We start from the raw sequence: 18,248 nt of genomic DNA, 5'->3' as shown, positions 1-18,248 counted from the left end.
TACCGTATTGCTATTAAATCAGGTGGCTATTTGAGAACTTGAGTGAGTTCTCATCGACTTGTCATCGACTTTTGATTAGATCGTGTAAAATTTGTACCAAACCTAACATTTTTTTCAGAAATCTATGTAAATTTTTACCCATGAAAATAGCTCAAATTATTAAGTAATATTGATTGCCGGCGATCGAGACTGCGATACCAACGATATATCTAATAGAGGTAGGGACACGGCAATGCCGTGTCCCTACGGGGATATTGATAGTACCTATAAACCTGCAATCTGCTGTAAATTGACACAAATGCACTGCCAACCCTAGCCGGAGCGACAGTCGCAATCTCGATCGCACCTCAAAAGATTATTTAGAGATAAAATGCGCCCAAACATTCCCATCTGGCCCAGCAACTTGATTGACATAACTGTAGGGATACATCAACTTTCTCCCCTCAGTATCGCTGTAACCGGTGAGGGCATTTCCCCAAGGATCTTGCACGATATAACCCTGAGAATTGTAGCCAATTAAAGTCAGAATGTGACCGGCCGCAGTAAAATCTCCGGCTAAAACTACTGGCCGCCGATTCAGCAATTCCGATCGCACCTGGGCCCACGTGCGAGTCGTACTAAAACTCGTCTTAAACTCGTAGGCCTGAATCAGCGCCGAAAGCACACTGTGATCCGTTTGAGAACCCTGGCCGGCATAGTCGAAACACCACTGCAACAACTCATCCTCCAACTGTCCGCCCCACTGAGAACGAACGCCGTAGTAATAAAATACCATCGCGATCGAAGTTACGTTGCAAGTAGACCAGTCAAAACGCGGATTGTCCCGCTGCGAAAAATACGGCACGTTCAATTCCACATTGTTCGGAACCGGATCGAAAATTTTATCTCCCCGCTTGAACTGAACAAAACTAGGAAAAACATAACCTGTATTGCCAAAATTCGGCAGTTCTTCAGTCAGGGAAACTTTCAGGTGAGATCCTTCCGCACCGTAGCTGTTCACGCCGTAAACTCGACCTAAAGGCAGCGTAGTTTTCTCGCTACTACTCAGGCTAGCAGAATCTACCGGCCGTTTTTTAAACACAGTTGCTTGCAGGATTGTCATCGTCAAAGCATCGGGGTCAAAGGGAACTTCTTTGCCGTCTTTTTTAATTTTAACGTCCTGCCAATAAATAAATCCGATATTGCCGAAACCGGGAATAGATTCGGCTAGAGTTACTCGGAAATGCCCCAAAATGCAGGCATAACCAGTAATGGCATAGGTAGTGCCTAAAAGTAGGTCAGCCATTTGATCGGCAGGCAGTTTCGATGAATCTTCAGGTTTAGCTTTAATCTGAGTTGTTTGAGTTACTAACAGTTGAGCGCTGACGTTGCTATTCGGTACGTCAGCCAGGTTAAATTTTAGGATTTGAGTACCTTTGGCAAGCTGAACGTCGGGTTCATAAAAATAGCCAAAAGTGCCGATCGGCCAAATTGCTGAATCCAGAACCACCTTGAGATGCCCGTCCATAAATCCGTATTTGCTAACGGCCAACGTCTGGCCTGCTTTGACAAAAACTTTTTGCTGATTGTTGAGCCGGGAAGAATCAAGGGGAGCTACCTTAAATAAAGTGTCCGAAACTATCTTTAAGGTCAAACCTCGCCCGACAGTTAGCGGATCGGAAGTTACGGTAATGTAAATTATTTGGCTGCCAGTAACGTTGCCTTTGCTGTCAGTTGCCCGCAACCTCAGCCACCGACCTCCCGCTACGCTAAATCCTTTAGACAAATTAACTTGCCAAGTGCTGGTCTCTTGGTTTAGCGTGACGCTTAGGGGAAATGTATCCTCAGCTATCACGTCAATTTTTGCTGCTTGTTGCCGGTCAAAAGTACCCCGAAGGACGATCGGCTGATTTACCAAAACTTCTGACGGCCCTTGATAAGTTAAATTCACAGCGGGATTAAAAGATGTCCCACCGCGACTGAATTGCACAAAATCGGGATAAATGAAACCCGTATTGCCAAATTGCGGCAAATTCTCGGTCAGCGAGACTTTAATGTGGCTTTGTTCGATCGAGAATCCGGCAATTCCGTAAATCCTTCCCGCCGGCAAGGTAGTTTTTTCTTCGGGTGGCAGGCTAGCCGCATTTAGCGGGCGCTTTTTAAACACAGTCGTTTTGATGATTGTCATCGTAACTGCATTTCTATCATACTCAATTCCCCTGCCGTCTCGCAAAATTTGGACGTGCTGCCAGTACAGAAATCCCGAAGTTCCCAAGTTAGGAACTGCCCGAGCAAAAGCGACTCGAAAATGGTTTTCCACGCAAGCGTAGCCGAGAATATTGAAAGTTTCTCCCGGGTTAAATTGTAATTTCTGAGTTGATCCTAAAGTTCCAGAATCTGCGGGGGTAAACTTTAACCAGGTCTTTTTGATCACCCACAGTAACTGCATTCCAGGCGGCGGAACCGGCAAGTCGGCGCGATCGAATATGAGAATTTTTGCGCCTTTGGTTATAAGTACGTGTTTTTCGTAGAAAAAGCCAGAGGTTCCCACCGGAGGAATTGGATTGTTTAGTTGAACATTCAGGTGACCGTCTTCTAACTCGTAGTCCTTAATTTGATAAGTTTTACCTGCTGGTATATCCGCTTTTTGCAGGTTGTTGAGATTGCTTGCGGGCAATGTTCCGACTTTGAATTTGGTATCTGTGAGAGTAATTAAGGTGAAGAATTGAGCGGGTGACACAGAAGCAGGATTAACTTTGATGTTAATTGTTTGTTGGCCAATAACTTTGCCGGTTTTATCAGTTGCCCTCACCTGCACTGTGCGAGTTCCTGCGCTATCGAATCCTTTTTCTAAACTGATGTTCCAAAAGCCTCTAGAGAGATTGATCTCCACATTCAGCGCATTTGAGCCTTCTGCTGCTGAAATCGCTGCCACTAGATTTTTGTCAAAACTGCCAACTAAGACAGTGGCTCTATTGGCCTCTATTTCTCGCGGGCCTAAGTAACTCAAAATAATGTTGTTGGTTGTCATTATATATCCCTCTACCTACTTAGTTATTCAGCTAAAGCAAGGATAACTTCTGATTTTATCAAACACAATGACTCGAACCAGGACAAAATCGCCCCTAGATTCACCCTACGGGCGGTTAATGCCTTTTCCAGTATAAGTTTTTAATTATTGGTGGGAGTTGCGCCACAAATCTAACTTTAGGCGTACAATAAGCACCTTAACCGAATATATGCCTGGTTGAGCGGATTTGTGGTGCAAGTTTTGAGGGAAGGAATTTAGTTCGAGTAGGTTACTTCCCCCTGTACCCTTGACCCCTCATTTGCTGAGTCAGGACTTACGAAAAAAACCCGGTTTCTAGGAGAATATTGCTTATTGCTTATAGCAACGAGGCATCTAGTAAGAAACCGGGTTTTTAGCCGTTTGGTGCGTGCAGGAGTGTTAGTGCGATCGGCTAAATTTCGACTAAACTTCGGCTAAACTATGGTGACAAGAATATCTTGAGCGTGAGTGTCAACTTTCATGGTTTCCCCTTCATAAACCTGAATAATTTTGCCGGTGCCGTCGATGACGAAAGTGACGCGCTTGGCATAATCGCCTTTCTCGACATCGTAAGCTTTGGTAATTGTGCCATCAACATCTGCTAATAGCTGGAAAGGCAAACCATATTTTTCTGTGAACTTTTGGTGCGATTCTTCGTTGTCTCGGCTGACACCGAGAACTACTAAATCTTTGCCCTTGTATTCTTCATAAGCTGCTTTGAAGCTTTGGGCTTGTCTGGTGCAGCCAGGGGTGTCATCTTTGGGGTAGAAATACAAGATTACGGTTTTACCGGCGAATTCGGAGAGGGAGACGGTGTTGCCGTTGGTGTCTGTGGCGGTAAATTGAGGAGCGGCACAGCCAATTGGTAATGTCATAGTTTGGTTTCTCTTGTTTGGTTTTTATTGCAGTTCCTCAATTTATTTTACTTGGTTCTGTGCCTTTTCAAGAGACAATTGCTAAAAATCGCGATCGCCCCCAACTCCATGACGTTAAGCTGTACTGCATTTAATTTGCACCTAAGACGCGGGGTAAGAGTGCCTGTTACACGCATAGTTTCAATAGACATCTGCTAAAAAGCAGATGTCTAATTGAATGTTCGTAGGTTCTACACACCAACCGGTTGAGCGGCAGCGGGCATCATAGACGGATCGATCGCAATTCCTAAACCTTCTGCGACTTGGCGGCCGTAATTCGGATCTGCGCGGAAGAAATGGCACAGTTGGCGCATCTGAATCTCCGGTTTTGCTGCACCCAAACTTTCCACAATGTTAGCGACAAGCCGCTGCTGTGCGTCGGGTTTCATCAAGCGATAGAGGTCTCCTGCCTGGGTGTAATCGTCATTGCCCTTACGGTGATCGTAGCGATCGACTTTGACATTTCCTAAGTCCCAAGCTGGGTCAGCATAGACCGAGTTTTGCTTCGGGGCATCCTCGTGGCTGTTGGGTTCGTAGTTGGGCCCGCTACCACCGTTGTTACCCGGTGCCATTGCGCCATCCCGTTGATAGTGCATCACCGGACACTTTGGTTGATTGACGGGCAATTGCTGATAGTTTGCACCGAGACGGTAGCGTTGAGCATCTGGATAAGACATGATGCGAGATTGCAGCACTTTGTCTGGAGAGAAGCTAATACCTGGAACGACATTAGAAGGAGAAAATGCCGCCTGTTCCACTTCAGCAAAAAAGTTTTGTGGATTGCGATTGAGTTCAAGAATTCCCACGTCAATTAACGGAAACTCTGAATGCTTCCACACTTTTGTCAAGTCAAAGGGGCTTTCGCGATATTCTGCGGCCTGGGCCTCGGTCATTACTTGAATGCAAAACCGCCATTTGGGATAATTACCTTGGTCGATCGCCTCAAACAAATCGCGAGTCGAATGATCTGGGTCTTCGCCTTTGATCCGCGTCGCTTCTTCGGCGGTGAAATTATCAATACCTTGCATGGTTTTGAAGTGGAATTTGCACCAAACCCGTTCTCCTTGAGCATTGATTAGGCTGAAGGTATGGCTGCCAAAACCGTCCATCTGGCGGTGGTTTTTCGGCGTACCGCGATCGGAAAACAGAATAGTTATCTGATGCAAAGCTTCTGGACTCAGCGACCAGAAATCCCACTTTGCGTCAGCATCTTTGAGATGCGTTTGGGGATGGCGCTTTTGGGTGTGGATCAAATCAGGGAATTTGAGCGGATCGCGGATGAAGAAAACAGGCGTGTTATTGCCTACTAAATCCCAGTTTCCTTCTTCGGTGTAGAACTTAATCGAAAAACCTCTGGGGTCACGTTCGGCATCCGCTGAACCTTGTTCGCCGCCTACGGTAGAGAAACGCAGGAGAACCTGAGTTTGTTTGCCAACTTCTGAGAATATATGAGCTTTGGTGTAGCGAGTAATGTCATGGGTGACGGTGAACGTGCCAAATGCAGCGGCCCCTTTGGCATGGACAACGCGCTCAGGAATGCGTTCCCGGTTGAAGTGAGCCAGTTTTTCCATCAGGTGAAAATCCTGCATGAGGATTGGCCCGCGTTCACCTGCTGTCAAGGAATTCTGGTTATCTGCAACCGGAATTCCGCTAGCGGTTGTCAATGTTTTGTCTTCTGTCATAGTGGGTAAATTGATTGCTCTATTCTAAGTATTCTATACCTTTCTGGGGTCGAGGTGTTTCTGCGGTGGTAATTCTCAGATTGGCGATCGCGTGTTATATTATAAGTGTTTCATTTTAGTGTTATAAAAATTTTGTAATAAAGGTAACAAATTTATGAAGCTAGATATTTTTGACTATGTGTATAATAAAGGTCTGCCTGATGAATGGCGAGTCGAAGAATGTCAATTAAGCCCAATAAATTTAATTGTAGGTAAAAATGCTACTGGTAAATCAAAAATTGTGAGGATCATATATACTCTGTCAGAGTTACTATCAAATAGTAGGTCTCGTCTTCCACAAGCCAAAAGCTCTGAATGGCATTTGTGGTTTGATATTGATCAACCTGAAGAAAGAACAGAATATATATTGAAAATAGAGAAAGGTCTGGTAATTCAAGAAAAATTAATTATATACAGTGAAAGTGATGAGCCACTTTTAGATAGGGCTGAATCAGGTGAAGGTATTATATTCGCCAAGAAAATTAAGCAAAATATTGATTTTCAAACTGACCCAACAGAACTCGCAGTTGTTAAGCGTAGAGATTCTATTCAGCATCCATTTTTAGAGGGTTTATATCAATGGTCTAGTTCCCTAAGATTTTATGAGTTTGGAACAGAACTAGGTAAGAAGGTTATGTGGGCTCCTCCCTTTCCCCGAGACCGAGAATTATCAAAAAATGATATAAAGGTCAAAGATGCTAGCTCTGTTGTCGGTATATTTGCGCTGGGAAAACAGGAAATTGGCGAGCAGTTTATAGAAGCAATTATCTCTGATATGACGAAAATTGGTTATCAGTTATCAGAAGTTGGAATAAAAGTGCCATCTTCCATCAATTCCGATATTTCTGCTGCTGATAGTTCAGAGGACTTACCACAATCTCTATACATTAAGGAAGCAGATTTAACTTCCGTGACAGAACAAGCCGAAATTTCACAAGGAATGTTTCGAGCTTTATCATTGTTTATTCAAATTAACTACTCTTTACTAGCGAGTAAACCTAGTTGTATTGTGATTGATGATATTGGAGAAGGGTTAGATTATCAACGCTCTTCCTCTATAATTAAAATTCTAATAAAAAAAGCTGAAACAGGATTAATTCAACTTATTATGACTACCAATGATGAGTTTATTATGAATGGTGTTCCGTTAAAATATTGGTCATTGATTGAACGAACTCCTGGGAGTGCCAAATTACATAATATTTATAATTCACGCGAGAAGATTGAGGAGTTTAAGTTTATTGGACTTAATAACTTTGATTTGTTCACCAGTGAGTTTCTGTTACAAAAAGAAGGTGATGAAGAGGCAGAATAAATTATGACACCAAAGAAAATTGCTTGTTTTGTTGAAGGACAAACAGAACAGATATTTGTTGAAAGGTTATTTCAGGAAATTGCGGGATACAAAGAAATAGATATTGAAACTTATAAATTTCAAGGTGGCAAAGCTAGTCGTATAATTCAACCCCTTAAATTAAGTACCATAAAAAATGCTCCTTTTTTTGTTCTTTTATATGATTGCGGTTGTGATGCTCATGTAGTTTCTGATATCAGAAAACAGCATGAAAGTCTAACGAATAGTGGCTATGAAAAAATTTTAGGCTTGAGAGATTTATACCCAAAATCTTTAAGTGAAAAGGGACAAGTAGAAGGAGGAATTAAAGGATGGTTGAAGCTGGTGCAGCCAATGGGAATTCCAATTTATATAACTTTAGCTGTTATGGAAATAGAAGCATGGTTTTTAGCAGAATGGCATTATTTTTATAAATTAGATAGCCGTTTAATCCCAGATTTTATTTTGCAACAATTAGGTTTAGATTTAATAAATATTGATATTGAACAAAGACCACATCCCAGTCAAGATTTAAAGGATATTTATCGATTAGTAAGTAGAAATTATGATAAAAGTGAAATAACTTCGCAAGAGATTATAAATAATCTTGATTATGAATTTTTGTATTTGGACTTGGTTAAGAGAGTTAACCAACTCAAAAGGTTTATTGATGAGATAGATAGTTTCTTGGTTTAGTAAATCAACCGCCAAACTTACCATATAATCGGTAACAATTAAAAATATACAACCTATTCAGAGGTTCTCTCAATGACTTTTATCCCATCCGAAGCGTTTAAATCTATTAGTTATCCCGATCGCACCGTCAAAAGAGCCGATCGCGCCGTCCGCTGTTCCCCTTTTCTATTACACTTCTTTCAGACCATCCGCGATAACAGTGTTTTCCTAACTGCGATCGCCTCAAATTCCGGTGTTGAAAGCGGCTACACCCGATCGCCCGTATCCGAACTCGTAGCTGAAAACTCCCTACTCTGGCTGATCCAAGTCGGCGTGTTGCGGCGGGAAGTAGACGGACAAGGGATTACCGACAGTTTTCGCCTCACGCCCCTGGGCCGCCAACTCGTGGAAAAATGGGAACAGGAAGGACAGGGAGTGCCCGCCGCGTCATTGTGCGATCGTATTGGTAATGCTTTTAGCCGTGGGTTGGGACTGTTCCTCTGAGGGGTTTTCACTTGCCCGAGTCCGACATTCCGACATTCCGACATTCCGACATTCCGACAGGGAATGAATTCCCTGTCTCATAGCGAAAGTCGGTTAAAACCGACTGCAAGTGTCAATTGCTGAATCCTTCAATCTCACCGTCGGTGAAATGTTCAGTTGGCTAACGGAATAGCCCAAGGTCGATTTGTGATATCGTTTATGGTTCGACCGGAATGATTTAACCGCAGAGGGCGCAGAGGGCGCAGAGTTCGAGAAGAGAGAGATCTCTACGGATTTGGTTCGATCAAATGTGCGGTCGATCGCTTATACTAGAATATCTGGTTGTCAGCTCTTCAAGGACGAGAGAGGACTTGCGGTCTTCACTACAAACTTAATTATGATTATTTAACTGGACTTGATATCATCTCTCAAATAACCGCTAACTACTAACAACTAACTACATAAAAAGTTTGTCAAAAATGGAAGCTAAATCTTACAAAGACACGGTAAATCTGCCCAAAACCAAGTTTGATATGCGCGCCAACGCCACCAAACGGGAACCAGAATTGCAACAATTTTGGGCCGATCAAGAAATCTACGATCGCCTATCCGAGAATAACCCAGGCGACTTGTTCATCCTCCACGACGGCCCGCCCTACGCTAACGGACAACTCCACATCGGCCACGCCCTCAACAAAATCCTCAAAGACTTTATCAACCGCTACCAAATGCTGCGCGGTAAAAAAGTCCGCTACGTGCCGGGTTGGGATTGTCACGGATTGCCGATCGAACTTAAAGTTTTGCAAAACATGAAATCGGACGATCGGCTAAATCTTACCCCGATCGAACTCCGCCGCAAAGCCGCCGCCTTCGCGCAGCAAACAATGGAACAGCAGCGCGAATCCTTCCAGCGCTACGGCGTTTGGGGCGACTGGGAACACCCGTATTTAACCATGAAACCCGAATACGAAGCCGCTCAAATCGGCGTTTTCGGTCAAATGGTTCTCAAAGGCTACATCTACCGCGGCTTCAAACCTGTTCACTGGAGTCCGAGCTCGAAAACAGCCCTCGCCGAAGCGGAATTGGAATATCCCGAAGGCCACACGTCGCGCAGCATCTACGTCGGCTTTCATGTGAAAAAATTGTCAAAATCCCTGCAAACGAAGCTCAAGCGCTATATGCCGAGCCTCTGGGCGGCGATTTGGACGACTACCCCCTGGACAATTCCGGCAAACTTGGCGATCGCAGTTAATCCCGAATTGACTTATGCGGTGGTGGAACCGCCGGCAAATTCCCACATCGCACAACAATTTATGTTAGTAGCTGTCGATGCGGTTGATCGGCTGTCGGCAACTTTTAACACTGAATTAAAAATACTTGCCACCTTCAAAGGCAAAGAGTTAGAAGGCTGCATCTACAAACACCCGCTGTTCGATCGCGAAAGTCCAATTGTTGCCGGCGGCGACTACATTACCGCTGATTCTGGTACGGGATTAGTGCACACTGCACCGGGGCACGGACAAGAAGACTTTATCGTCGGAAAACGCTGCGGTTTACCAGTTTTAACGCCCGTAGATGAAAACGGAAATTTCACCGCAGAAGCAGGACAGTTTGCAGGTTTAAATGTCCTCGGAAAAGGCGTCCGAGACGGCAATGGCGCAGTGATTGATGCCCTTGCAGCAGCAAATTGTTTGATTAAAGAGGAAAGTTACGCTCACTCTTATCCTTACGATTGGCGCACGAAAGAGCCGACCATTTTTCGGGCGACGGAACAGTGGTTTGCTTCCGTTGAAGGGTTCCGCGATGAAGCCCTAAAAGCGATCGCCGATGTGAATTGGATTCCCGCCCAAGGGGAAAATCGGATTACTGCAATGGTGGGCGATCGATCGGATTGGTGTATTTCTCGCCAGCGAACTTGGGGCGTTCCCATTCCGGTATTCTACGACGAAGAAACCAACGAACCGCTGCTGAATCAAGAAACGATCGCCCATGTGCAAGCCCTTTTTGCCGAGAAAGGTTCTGATGCTTGGTGGGAATTGTCGATCGATGAATTGCTGCCGGAATCTTACCGTAATAACGGCCGCACTTACCGCAAGGGAACCGACACGATGGATGTATGGTTTGACTCGGGTTCTTCCTGGGCCGCAGTTGCCCAAGGTCGATCGGAATTAAACTATCCTGCTGATATCTATTTGGAAGGTTCAGACCAACACCGCGGCTGGTTTCAATCCAGCTTGCTTACCAGTGTAGCAACTAACGGCGTTGCTCCTTACAAAACTGTTTTGACTCACGGTTTTGTGCTCGATGAAAAAGGCCGCAAGATGAGCAAATTTGAAGGCAATGTCGTCGATCCGGCGGTCGTAATTAAGGAATATGGAGCCGATGTTTTGCGGTTGTGGGTGTCTTCGGTAGACTATTCCGCTGATGTGCCTTTGGGCAAAAACATTCTCAAACAGCAATCGGATGTTTACCGCAAAATTCGCAATACAGCTAAGTTTTTGCTGGGCAATTTGCACGACTTCGATCCGGCAAAAGATGCCGTTGCTTACGAGGAATTGCCGGAACTCGACCGCTATATGCTGCACAGAATGGGTGAAGTTTTTGCGGAAGTCCAAGATGCTTTTGAAAGCTTCCAATTTTCCCGATTTTTCCAAACGGTGCAAAATTTCTGCACGGTGGATTTGTCGAATTTTTACTTGGATATTGCCAAAGACAGACTTTACATCAGTGCGACAGATACCCTTCGCCGCCGCAGTTGTCAGACGGTGATTGCAATTGCTGTGGAGAATTTAGCAAGGGCGATCGCACCTGTGTTGTGTCACATGGCTGAGGATATTTGGCAGTACCTTCCCTATCCGACTCCTTACAAGTCCGTGTTTGAAGCCGGCTGGGTGCAAATTGATGCTTCATGGCACAATCCAGAATTGGCTACTCGCTGGCAGTATTTGCGGCAAGTGCGCGGCGAAGTTAACAAGGTTTTGGAAAAAGCCAGGATTGAAAAGGCGATCGGTTCTTCTTTGGAAGCTAAGGTTTTATTGTACGTTCCCGATGTTGAGAAAAGAGAGCAATTGCAAGCTTTGAATCCCAGCAGCGAAGAATTGGTGGATTATGTGCGATCGCAAAATTCAGTCATCGAGTTAGCGGCAGAGGAGAAAGCAAAAGCAGCACAAGATCGACAGGAAGAACAAGCGGCCAAAGTTGCCAAAGTCTTGACAGAAAATACAATTTATGTTGAGCCGAAAACGAGCGCACAAAAGAGCGATCGACCTTCTGAGATAGTAGAGTATTCCGCCCCTGAACTGTCGGCTTCAGATTCGCAGCCAATCTTAGATCAAGCCGCCGAGTTTGTAGCTAATTTGCCTGAATACGCGGGCAACTTTTTTACAGAATACCAAAAAGCGCTGGTCACACTTGGACTGTTAGCCTCTGTGTTGATAACGGGCCGAGTAACGCTGGCGATTTTGGATACGATGAATCAGATTCCGCTTTTGGGAGGCCTCTTTGAAGTCATCGGCATCTTATTTACAATCTGGTTTGCTTTCCGTCACTTGCTGTTTGCCGCCAACCGTCAAGAAATTGCAGAACAAATTGATTTCCTGACAGCAGATGTGGTGGGCCGGAGTACAGCGCTTGTACTTGCAGAAACACAGGCGATCGTCCTCGCACCCCCACTAGAGACAGCGCTTGTGCTTGTAGAAACACAGGCGATCGTACAAACAGCCCCAGCCGAAAAAGTGTTTGTAGAAACACCCCAAATCCCGCAAGCAGAATTAGTGGCGATCGAACCCAAACCCGAAATTCCTGCTTCCATAGCTGTAACGCACGATTCTACAATGACCGGCAAGGGTGTAGACGAATTGCGCTATTTGTTTATTACTTCGGAAGTGGAACTGGTTGAATCGAATGCAATCCTGCAAGAATTGCCGTACAGTTATCAGTCTCCCGAGTTGGCGATTGGTGTAGTCAAAGCGGAGGGGGAAAAGTGCGATCGTTGCTGGAATTACTCGACTCATGTCGGAGAGTCGATCGAACATCCGCTAATTTGCGAACGCTGCGTTTCAGCAGTAGACGGCAAATTCTAACGTAGGCTGCGCTTCGGGAAAAATTCTTGAGTTTGTGGTAGCCACATTCATCCCGAAGCGCACCCTACAATAACTTCATTTACTTATTTCTGATTAAAAAAACGGCAGACGATTTCACCAGGGTTGTTTTGTCCAAACGCCAAAACTGTGCCATCTTTCTTAACTGTAGTGCGATCGCGGCAATTGTAGACTTCCAGAGGCTGTTTAACTCCATCAACACTCAGAATTACCCTGTATTCCCAATAATTTTTTGCACTGCGTTTGATATCGACAATGCAAATCTCGCCTCCTTGATATTTGCGGCATACAGAGGCCTCAGCAGGAAGCGCGACCCAGAAAAAAGATATTAATAGCAACAAGCAGCAAACACATTTCATCATCTGCGATCGCATTTTCCTTTACGCTACTCCGAATCCAGTATGCGGACGCTTGTAAGGTGGATGTAACCCCAACACAATATCCTCCTCAGACACTCCCATCTCTACAAATTCCCGTGCAAGATCCACTTCGGTCATATTGCGCTGAATCCAAATTTTGCTATCCTTAATATCCAAATGAATGAAACAGTTGTATATCCGCTTTAGCCCCTCCCAGCCAACATCTAGTAACTGATAGTGGTCATGTTCCCCATCAAAAACAAGCTGGCATTCAACGTCTGAATTAGGCTTTTCTATCGTTGCTTGTTGAGTGAGCAATTTGCGGATACACTGGCGGTAATGTTCTACTCTTTCCATTCCACAATTACCTCCTTTTGCGGATCGTAAACGACGAGTTTAAGTTGATACACATTGACCGCTTCTTGTATAAATGGCTCTTGAAAAAACGAGTCAAAAGTATCAAAGGGTACTGCTAGATACAGTGTTCTGTCCGGTTCTTTGATTTGTAAGGCAAGCCGATAATTCAAAAATTGACCCAAGGCGAGATGAAAGTCAGTAATTGCAGAGTTCTTGAGGAAGCTTTTAATTTCAACAGCAATTTTTTGCCCTAATTTTTCCGCCGCCAAAATCTTCTCTGCGGCTAAATCAATCTCAAACTTAACACCCTGAATTTTGACGATCAGCGGATCTGCGGTGATTTCCCACTCCTCCTTCTGAAGCGCTTTTTTTACAGCATCGTGAAATAAATCTCTAGCAGCCATTTCTCCCTCATACAGCTTCTATATCTATCTTATAGCAGCGAAAGCGCGCAAGCTGCTGCGATCGCCCTCAAGTCGCGACATCATAAGATAGCTGAACCATACCAGAACTGTATGTCTGACATCCAGTTAACTGCAAATCTGTAGTATTTATGGGATTAACAAATAAAGGGATTCCCTCGCCTAAAATAATCGGGTGCACCGAGAGAATCACTTCGTTGACAAAATTTTGATTCAGGAAATCACGAATCAGCAGAGAACCTCCCACTAACCAAATATTCTTTCCCTCAAGCAAGCGCAAATCATTGACAAAATTCTCTAAATCTGTTACCACTTCGACATCCGAAGTAGCTTGAAAATCTAGATTTTTCGTAAAAACATAACTCTTTTTTTCCTGGTACGGATACTCGCCAAAAGTTAGAACTTGTTCGTAAGTCTTTCGACCCATGAGAACCGTATCAATGCTATCTAAGAAATTACTATAACCGTAATTTTGGTCTGTAAACAGCCAGTCAATATCGCCATTCGATCGCGCAATATAACCGTCCAAGCTAGATGCAATGTATAGTACAATTTTTCGCATGGCAACACCGAGGTTTTTGGGGCTATTGGGGCGATGATAGCCCCAGTCACCTTAATTTTAAATGATTTAGCGTCCTGACGGTAACTTGAGTTCGATACCCAGCTTTTGACCGACATCGATCGCATTATTAGCAATATCAATCGCGCCTCCCACACCAGTACCGAGAATACCAGCCAACGCGACAAGAGCTGTTAAGCTTTTCTTTAACCTGGCTTTATTCCATTCGTTCTCCGGTTTCTCGACTTCCGTTTCGACATCTTCAATATCGATAATTACGCCCTCGCGGATGTCTTCGGGTAACTGGGCGGCGGTTTCGCGCATCGATGAAATCAGTTGTAGAATTTCAGCGGTATTCGCGTTATTGTTTTGAAGGCCGCCAGAGGCTGTTTGTTGGGCATTGTCTTTTACTTCGTTAGCAATAGCAGCGTTGGCTATTTGTGCGCCTTGAAAATTATTGTTGTTTTGGGGAGAATCTTGAGTCATTTTGTTATTACCTAAGTGAACGTTGTACACAATTTGCTGAGAATTAGAAGCATTTACACCATCGTTATATTCTCTTCCGTATTTTTCCATTTCTCGATCGCCCATTTGGTTTCTGCGACGAAGTTCGATCGACTCATACCCATCCAGCAACTGCCGCAAATCGAGTTTGAGTTTAAGTTTGCCGACACGCACTGTATTCTCGCCCATCTCCTCCAGCCCTAGCAATTCATCATAATCCAGCGGATCAGCATCGGGATAACCGGGAACCGGCACCCATTGACTGATTTCCAGATTGGCAAAAGAATTGTGGATTTTGGTAAACGTATCGCGAATCATGCTGAGGAAAGAACGCCGCGTCGATTCCCGCCCGCTAACGGCAATAAAGATTTTCTTATCTTCCGGGTCAGATTTGATCCGGGCGATGTTGTACACCTCAGCGCCTTCCCTGTACTCCAGCATAACCCCCGTCCGCCAGTGGGTGCGGTTGTGGATTTTCTCGTGCATGAGGACGATGAAGCGCGAGAGGATGCTGTCGGGGAGGATGCGGTAGTGATATTGAAATTCCAGGGTTTCGCCTTGGAGTTCGGTGTTTTCCGGTTGTTCTTTGGGCAAGATGCCGGGGATGAGGAAAGTTGGCGCGGGACAATGGCTGACGGGGAAGCAGAGTTCAAATTCGCCCATCAACTCGGTGAGGCAGTGGTAGCGGCGGCTGGGATATTTATTTGAGTCGAGGATGCGGCTGAGGTCGGCGTAGGTGAGAATGCCTTTGGTTTTGACTTTGAGTTCCTCGTCGCTGAGGAGGGCATAGATGCCTTCAGTCACCCAGTGGGGATTGAGGATGTTGGTGGATTGCAAAATCGGGTGTTCGCGGAAGTTGAGGACAATGCCCAGGTTGTGCAGCAGTCCGATCAGTTGGGTTTGGTCGGTTTCTTCAAAGATGTTTTCTTTGGCGCAGATGGTGGCGTATTCGCTGATGCTGATGATGTCTTTGTCGAGGTTTTCCAGGCGCTGCTTGACTTGGAACCAGCTTAGCGGCAAAAGATTGTAGACTTCTTTGAGTTGGGAGATTTCCGTGTGAATGGCGCTGCGGAGTTCGTCGATGCCAGTTCCGTTTGGGCAAGAGGTTTCGATAATCGCTTTGATGTTGGGATATTTGTCGCGCAAGGCTTTGCGGTTGAGATCCAGGGGTTGTTCGTCGCATTTGTTGCCGACGAGGATGACGGGGGAGGCGTCGCCGAAGCTTTCGATCAGTTTCACCCAGTATTCGAGGCGGTTTTCGTCTTCGCTGGTGCGACAGTTGCACACGAGGAGGTAGAGGCTGCGTTTGGTAAGGAAAAATTGGTGGGTGGCGTGGTAGATTTCTTGTCCGCCGAAGTCCCAGACGTTGAGTTTGACGGGTTTGGTGTTGACTGTAATTTTCCAGTCTGTGATGTTGAGGCCGTCGGTTTGGGGCTCGTTGGGGTTGTATTTGTTGTCGATGAGGCGGTTGATCAGGGAGGTTTTGCCGACGCTGCCTTGCCCCACGAGGAGGACTTTGGCTTCGTTGAGGGGGCGGACTTCGCCGCTGCGGAGTTGGCGCAGGTAGTTGAAGATGGCGGCGGGAGTACCTGGGGTTTTGTTGTCGCCGAGAACTTCTGGAGAAATGGGCAGGGGATTGCCGCGGAGGTCGAGTTGTTCAAGTTTTGACAGTGTTTCTAAGCATTCAGGAATCTTTTCAATCTGATTGTTAAAGAGGTAAAGTTGTGTCAAATTGGACAGTTGGGCTATGACTTCTGGGATTTCGATAATCTGATTGTTACCGAGGTAAAGCTGTGTCAGATTCGACAGTTGGGCGATCGCATCTGGGATTACCGTAATCTGATTGATACTGAGGTGAAGCTGTTTCAGATTCGACATTAGCCCGATCGCCTCTGGGATGGAGGTAATCTGACTGTCATACAGGTTAAGCTGTGTCAAATTCGACAGTTGCCCGATCGCCTCTGGGATGACGGTAATCTGATTGTTACTGAGGTGAAGCTCTTTCAAGTTCGATAGTTGGGCGATCGCATCTGGGATGGAGGTAATCTGATTGTTCCAGAAGTCAAGCTCTGTCAGATTCGATAGTTGGGCGATCGCCTCTGGAATGGAGGTAATCTGATTACAACTGAGGTAAAGCTGTGTCAGATTGGACAGTTTGGCGATCGCTTCTGGGATTTCTGTTAAATCAAGGCTGGTTAAATCTAAACTCTCCAATTGCTTCATTTCCAGCAGCAATTCTGGAATTGTTCCGAATGGATTGCCAGTGAGGTTAATCGATCGCAAATTTTCCAGCGATCGCAATTCTTCTGGCAGTGCGGTTAATTGATTGGTGATTAGTTGCGGGAGCACTTTACCATCAACCCATCCCCATTTCTCCGCCTTCCCCAACACCAACGTCTCAAGCTGCGTGCACTTGCTAATCTCCGGCGGCAATTCCTCCAACCCCAACCCCGACAAATCCAGTTCCGTCAATTTTTCCTCGGCTGCTTGGTCAATTCGCCGCACTGCTTCCTCTCGCGTCATGCCCTTTGTCTCTCGGTAGGATTCATTTTATTGTGACAGGAATTTTCGCTTGGTGGGGGGGAATTAGGACACGGCAGTGCCGTTTCCCTACAATTAATCTGGCGATGATTATATCCGAGGGAGGGCGATCGTCGATTATTTTGGGGTAGGGAAACGGCATTGCCGTGTCCTCCAGGGCCTACGCATCAAAACTTTCATAACTGGGTTTTTTCGGGTTTCTACGACTGTAGCGCGTCTTCTGGGCAAAAACCCGGTTTCTGGCCACCCGCGAGGAATCTGGGGAGGAAAAAGGCTACAGATTTTTTGTTTAGTAGATTTATGTTAAAGGGAGATGAATGATTCGGTCTTGGTATTCGTTATCAAACGAACCATCAACAATCACAATCAATTCCTCAATATTTTGCCCAATACTTAAATCCTGATTCAAAACGAAAATCCCTGGAATATGACCACCTTGAGCCAGATGATCTACCAAATGTACGGGCATTGACTTGCCATTGTTTGTCACCAAAATAAAGTTATGCTCCTCACACCACACCAAAATCTCCGGATCGAGAGTGCTTTTTGGGGGTGTACCAATTTCGCCCACTGCCCAAACTACTAAATCAGGGCGTTTTCGCCGAAGTTGTGTAGCATAAATGGGCGTAACATTCTCGTCCATTAAATATTTGAGCGCCATCGATCAAGCACCCTGGATAATAGATTGTCTTTCCCGTTCAGCTTTCAATTTTCGCAATCTTTCTGTCGCCGGATGGGGATTTGCTACTTGGAGCTTTCGCTGCTGATGCGACCATTCCAACCAATCTTGCAAATATCTACTTACTGATTCTTGATTCTGTAAATAATACAAAATAGTCGTATAAACTTCTGCCAAAGTTAGAGATGGATATAGTTGCTGAATTTCTTCTGGGGTGCGTTCCCGATAAAGATACTCATACAGTACCGTTTCAATCCCGATGCGATGTCCTTTAATGCGAATATCATCCGGTGCTAAGAAATCAAAATACTCATTCAGTGCCATATCTAAAATCCCTCTTTTTGCTATCTACTATTCTACTATTCGGTTTGATCGGAAACAATAATGCGATCGATTTCTTCGCGGTGGCGATCATATTTTTTTATCTAGTGACGATAAATACCCAGATAAACTGGGTTTCCAAGGTCTGCGTGTGATACCTACTTACTTAAACTTTAGATAATCTAAATATAAACACATAATAAACCTCAATCTCATATTTTTTACCAACAGATGACAAAGGGTGATAGGCTG

Annotated in this window: 15 protein-coding genes; 4 read left to right on the top strand and 11 right to left on the bottom strand. The window is 45.1% G+C overall.

The genetic code is table 11. The annotated features are described in order from the left end of the window. Positions 1-355 precede the first annotated feature (355 nt). From QUA74_RS00325 to QUA74_RS00315, 3 genes are all read right to left on the bottom strand, one after another. On the bottom strand, positions 356-3,010 hold the full coding sequence (locus QUA74_RS00325; protein ID WP_333323918.1) for a C39 family peptidase: 2,655 nt from the start codon (positions 3,008-3,010) through the stop codon (positions 356-358). Positions 3,011-3,462: 452 nt separating this feature from the next. Then, positions 3,463-3,903, bottom strand: a complete 441-nt coding sequence (locus tag QUA74_RS00320) for a peroxiredoxin (RefSeq protein ID WP_333323916.1) — start codon at positions 3,901-3,903, stop codon at positions 3,463-3,465. 230 nt (positions 3,904-4,133) lie between these two features. After that, positions 4,134-5,624 carry a catalase gene (locus QUA74_RS00315; RefSeq protein WP_333323914.1) on the bottom strand — a complete coding sequence of 497 codons (1,491 nt, stop codon included), beginning with the start codon at positions 5,622-5,624 and terminating at the stop codon, positions 4,134-4,136. Between the two features lie 154 nt (positions 5,625-5,778). On the opposite strand from QUA74_RS00315, the gene QUA74_RS00310 reads away from it, so the two are divergent. The 4 genes from QUA74_RS00310 to ileS all read left to right on the top strand — a co-directional run bounded on the left by QUA74_RS00310 (position 5,779) and on the right by ileS (position 12,236). After that, complete coding sequence (locus QUA74_RS00310; protein WP_333323912.1) at positions 5,779-6,978, top strand: AAA family ATPase; 1,200 nt, start codon at positions 5,779-5,781, stop codon at positions 6,976-6,978. A gap of 3 nt (positions 6,979-6,981) precedes the next feature. Beyond that, on the top strand, positions 6,982-7,692 hold the full coding sequence (locus QUA74_RS00305) for a hypothetical protein (RefSeq protein WP_333323910.1): 711 nt from the start codon (positions 6,982-6,984) through the stop codon (positions 7,690-7,692). A gap of 72 nt (positions 7,693-7,764) precedes the next feature. Then, a complete protein-coding gene (locus QUA74_RS00300; RefSeq protein WP_333323908.1) occupies positions 7,765-8,175 on the top strand; it encodes an Npun_F0494 family protein in 411 nt (136 codons plus the stop codon). A gap of 458 nt (positions 8,176-8,633) precedes the next feature. After that, positions 8,634-12,236, top strand: a complete 3,603-nt coding sequence (gene ileS, locus QUA74_RS00295; protein ID WP_333323906.1) for an isoleucine--tRNA ligase — start codon at positions 8,634-8,636, stop codon at positions 12,234-12,236. Positions 12,237-12,319: 83 nt separating this feature from the next. On the opposite strand, the gene QUA74_RS00290 is transcribed toward ileS, so the two are convergent. The 8 genes from QUA74_RS00290 to QUA74_RS00255 form a co-directional block, all read right to left on the bottom strand. After that, complete coding sequence (locus tag QUA74_RS00290) at positions 12,320-12,616, bottom strand: hypothetical protein (RefSeq protein ID WP_333323904.1); 297 nt, start codon at positions 12,614-12,616, stop codon at positions 12,320-12,322. A gap of 18 nt (positions 12,617-12,634) precedes the next feature. After that, on the bottom strand, positions 12,635-12,970 hold the full coding sequence (locus tag QUA74_RS00285; protein WP_333323902.1) for a XisI protein: 336 nt from the start codon (positions 12,968-12,970) through the stop codon (positions 12,635-12,637). Further along, on the bottom strand, positions 12,958-13,374 hold the full coding sequence (locus QUA74_RS00280) for a XisH family protein (protein WP_333323900.1): 417 nt from the start codon (positions 13,372-13,374) through the stop codon (positions 12,958-12,960). Before QUA74_RS00280 ends, QUA74_RS00285 begins: the two co-directional genes overlap by 13 nt. A 67-nt stretch (positions 13,375-13,441) precedes the next feature. Continuing rightward, positions 13,442-13,954 (bottom strand): dihydrofolate reductase family protein, encoded by a 513-nt coding sequence (locus tag QUA74_RS00275; RefSeq protein ID WP_333323899.1) that lies wholly within the window; start codon positions 13,952-13,954, stop codon positions 13,442-13,444. 66 nt (positions 13,955-14,020) lie between these two features. Continuing rightward, complete coding sequence (locus tag QUA74_RS00270; RefSeq protein WP_333323896.1) at positions 14,021-16,978, bottom strand: leucine-rich repeat domain-containing protein; 2,958 nt, start codon at positions 16,976-16,978, stop codon at positions 14,021-14,023. Positions 16,979-17,000: 22 nt separating this feature from the next. Beyond that, entirely contained in the window at positions 17,001-17,138 is a 138-nt protein-coding gene (locus tag QUA74_RS00265) for a hypothetical protein (RefSeq protein WP_333323894.1), read from the bottom strand. Positions 17,139-17,294: 156 nt separating this feature from the next. Then, positions 17,295-17,657 carry a DUF5615 family PIN-like protein gene (locus tag QUA74_RS00260; protein WP_333323892.1) on the bottom strand — a complete coding sequence of 121 codons (363 nt, stop codon included), beginning with the start codon at positions 17,655-17,657 and terminating at the stop codon, positions 17,295-17,297. A 3-nt stretch (positions 17,658-17,660) separates the two neighbouring features. After that, positions 17,661-17,999, bottom strand: coding sequence for a DUF433 domain-containing protein (locus tag QUA74_RS00255; protein WP_333323890.1), 339 nt, complete (start codon positions 17,997-17,999; stop codon positions 17,661-17,663). Between the last annotated feature and the right edge of the window lie 249 nt (positions 18,000-18,248).

The sequence above is a fragment of the Microcoleus sp. LAD1_D3 genome, from assembly GCF_036702135.1.
GTDB lineage: Bacteria > Cyanobacteriota > Cyanobacteriia > Cyanobacteriales > Microcoleaceae > Microcoleus.
This window is presented reverse-complemented; position numbering and strand designations above follow the sequence as displayed.

What these genes read in the sequence shown, in the direction of transcription:
- QUA74_RS00290 (WP_333323904.1), bottom strand. Translation starts at nt 12,616, where the DNA reads ATGATGAAATGTGTTTGCTGCTTGTTGCTATTAATATCTTTTTTCTGG.
- QUA74_RS00275 (WP_333323899.1), bottom strand. Translation starts at nt 13,954, where the DNA reads ATGCGAAAAATTGTACTATACATTGCATCTAGCTTGGACGGTTATATT.
- QUA74_RS00310 (WP_333323912.1), top strand. Translation starts at nt 5,779, where the DNA reads ATGAAGCTAGATATTTTTGACTATGTGTATAATAAAGGTCTGCCTGAT.
- QUA74_RS00255 (WP_333323890.1), bottom strand. Translation starts at nt 17,999, where the DNA reads ATGGCACTGAATGAGTATTTTGATTTCTTAGCACCGGATGATATTCGC.
- QUA74_RS00315 (WP_333323914.1), bottom strand. Translation starts at nt 5,624, where the DNA reads ATGACAGAAGACAAAACATTGACAACCGCTAGCGGAATTCCGGTTGCA.
- QUA74_RS00270 (WP_333323896.1), bottom strand. Translation starts at nt 16,978, where the DNA reads ATGACGCGAGAGGAAGCAGTGCGGCGAATTGACCAAGCAGCCGAGGAA.
- QUA74_RS00325 (WP_333323918.1), bottom strand. Translation starts at nt 3,010, where the DNA reads ATGACAACCAACAACATTATTTTGAGTTACTTAGGCCCGCGAGAAATA.
- QUA74_RS00300 (WP_333323908.1), top strand. Translation starts at nt 7,765, where the DNA reads ATGACTTTTATCCCATCCGAAGCGTTTAAATCTATTAGTTATCCCGAT.
- QUA74_RS00260 (WP_333323892.1), bottom strand. Translation starts at nt 17,657, where the DNA reads ATGGCGCTCAAATATTTAATGGACGAGAATGTTACGCCCATTTATGCT.
- QUA74_RS00280 (WP_333323900.1), bottom strand. Translation starts at nt 13,374, where the DNA reads ATGGCTGCTAGAGATTTATTTCACGATGCTGTAAAAAAAGCGCTTCAG.
- QUA74_RS00320 (WP_333323916.1), bottom strand. Translation starts at nt 3,903, where the DNA reads ATGACATTACCAATTGGCTGTGCCGCTCCTCAATTTACCGCCACAGAC.
- ileS (WP_333323906.1), top strand. Translation starts at nt 8,634, where the DNA reads ATGGAAGCTAAATCTTACAAAGACACGGTAAATCTGCCCAAAACCAAG.
- QUA74_RS00265 (WP_333323894.1), bottom strand. Translation starts at nt 17,138, where the DNA reads ATGCCGTTTCCCTACCCCAAAATAATCGACGATCGCCCTCCCTCGGAT.
- QUA74_RS00285 (WP_333323902.1), bottom strand. Translation starts at nt 12,970, where the DNA reads ATGGAAAGAGTAGAACATTACCGCCAGTGTATCCGCAAATTGCTCACT.
- QUA74_RS00305 (WP_333323910.1), top strand. Translation starts at nt 6,982, where the DNA reads ATGACACCAAAGAAAATTGCTTGTTTTGTTGAAGGACAAACAGAACAG.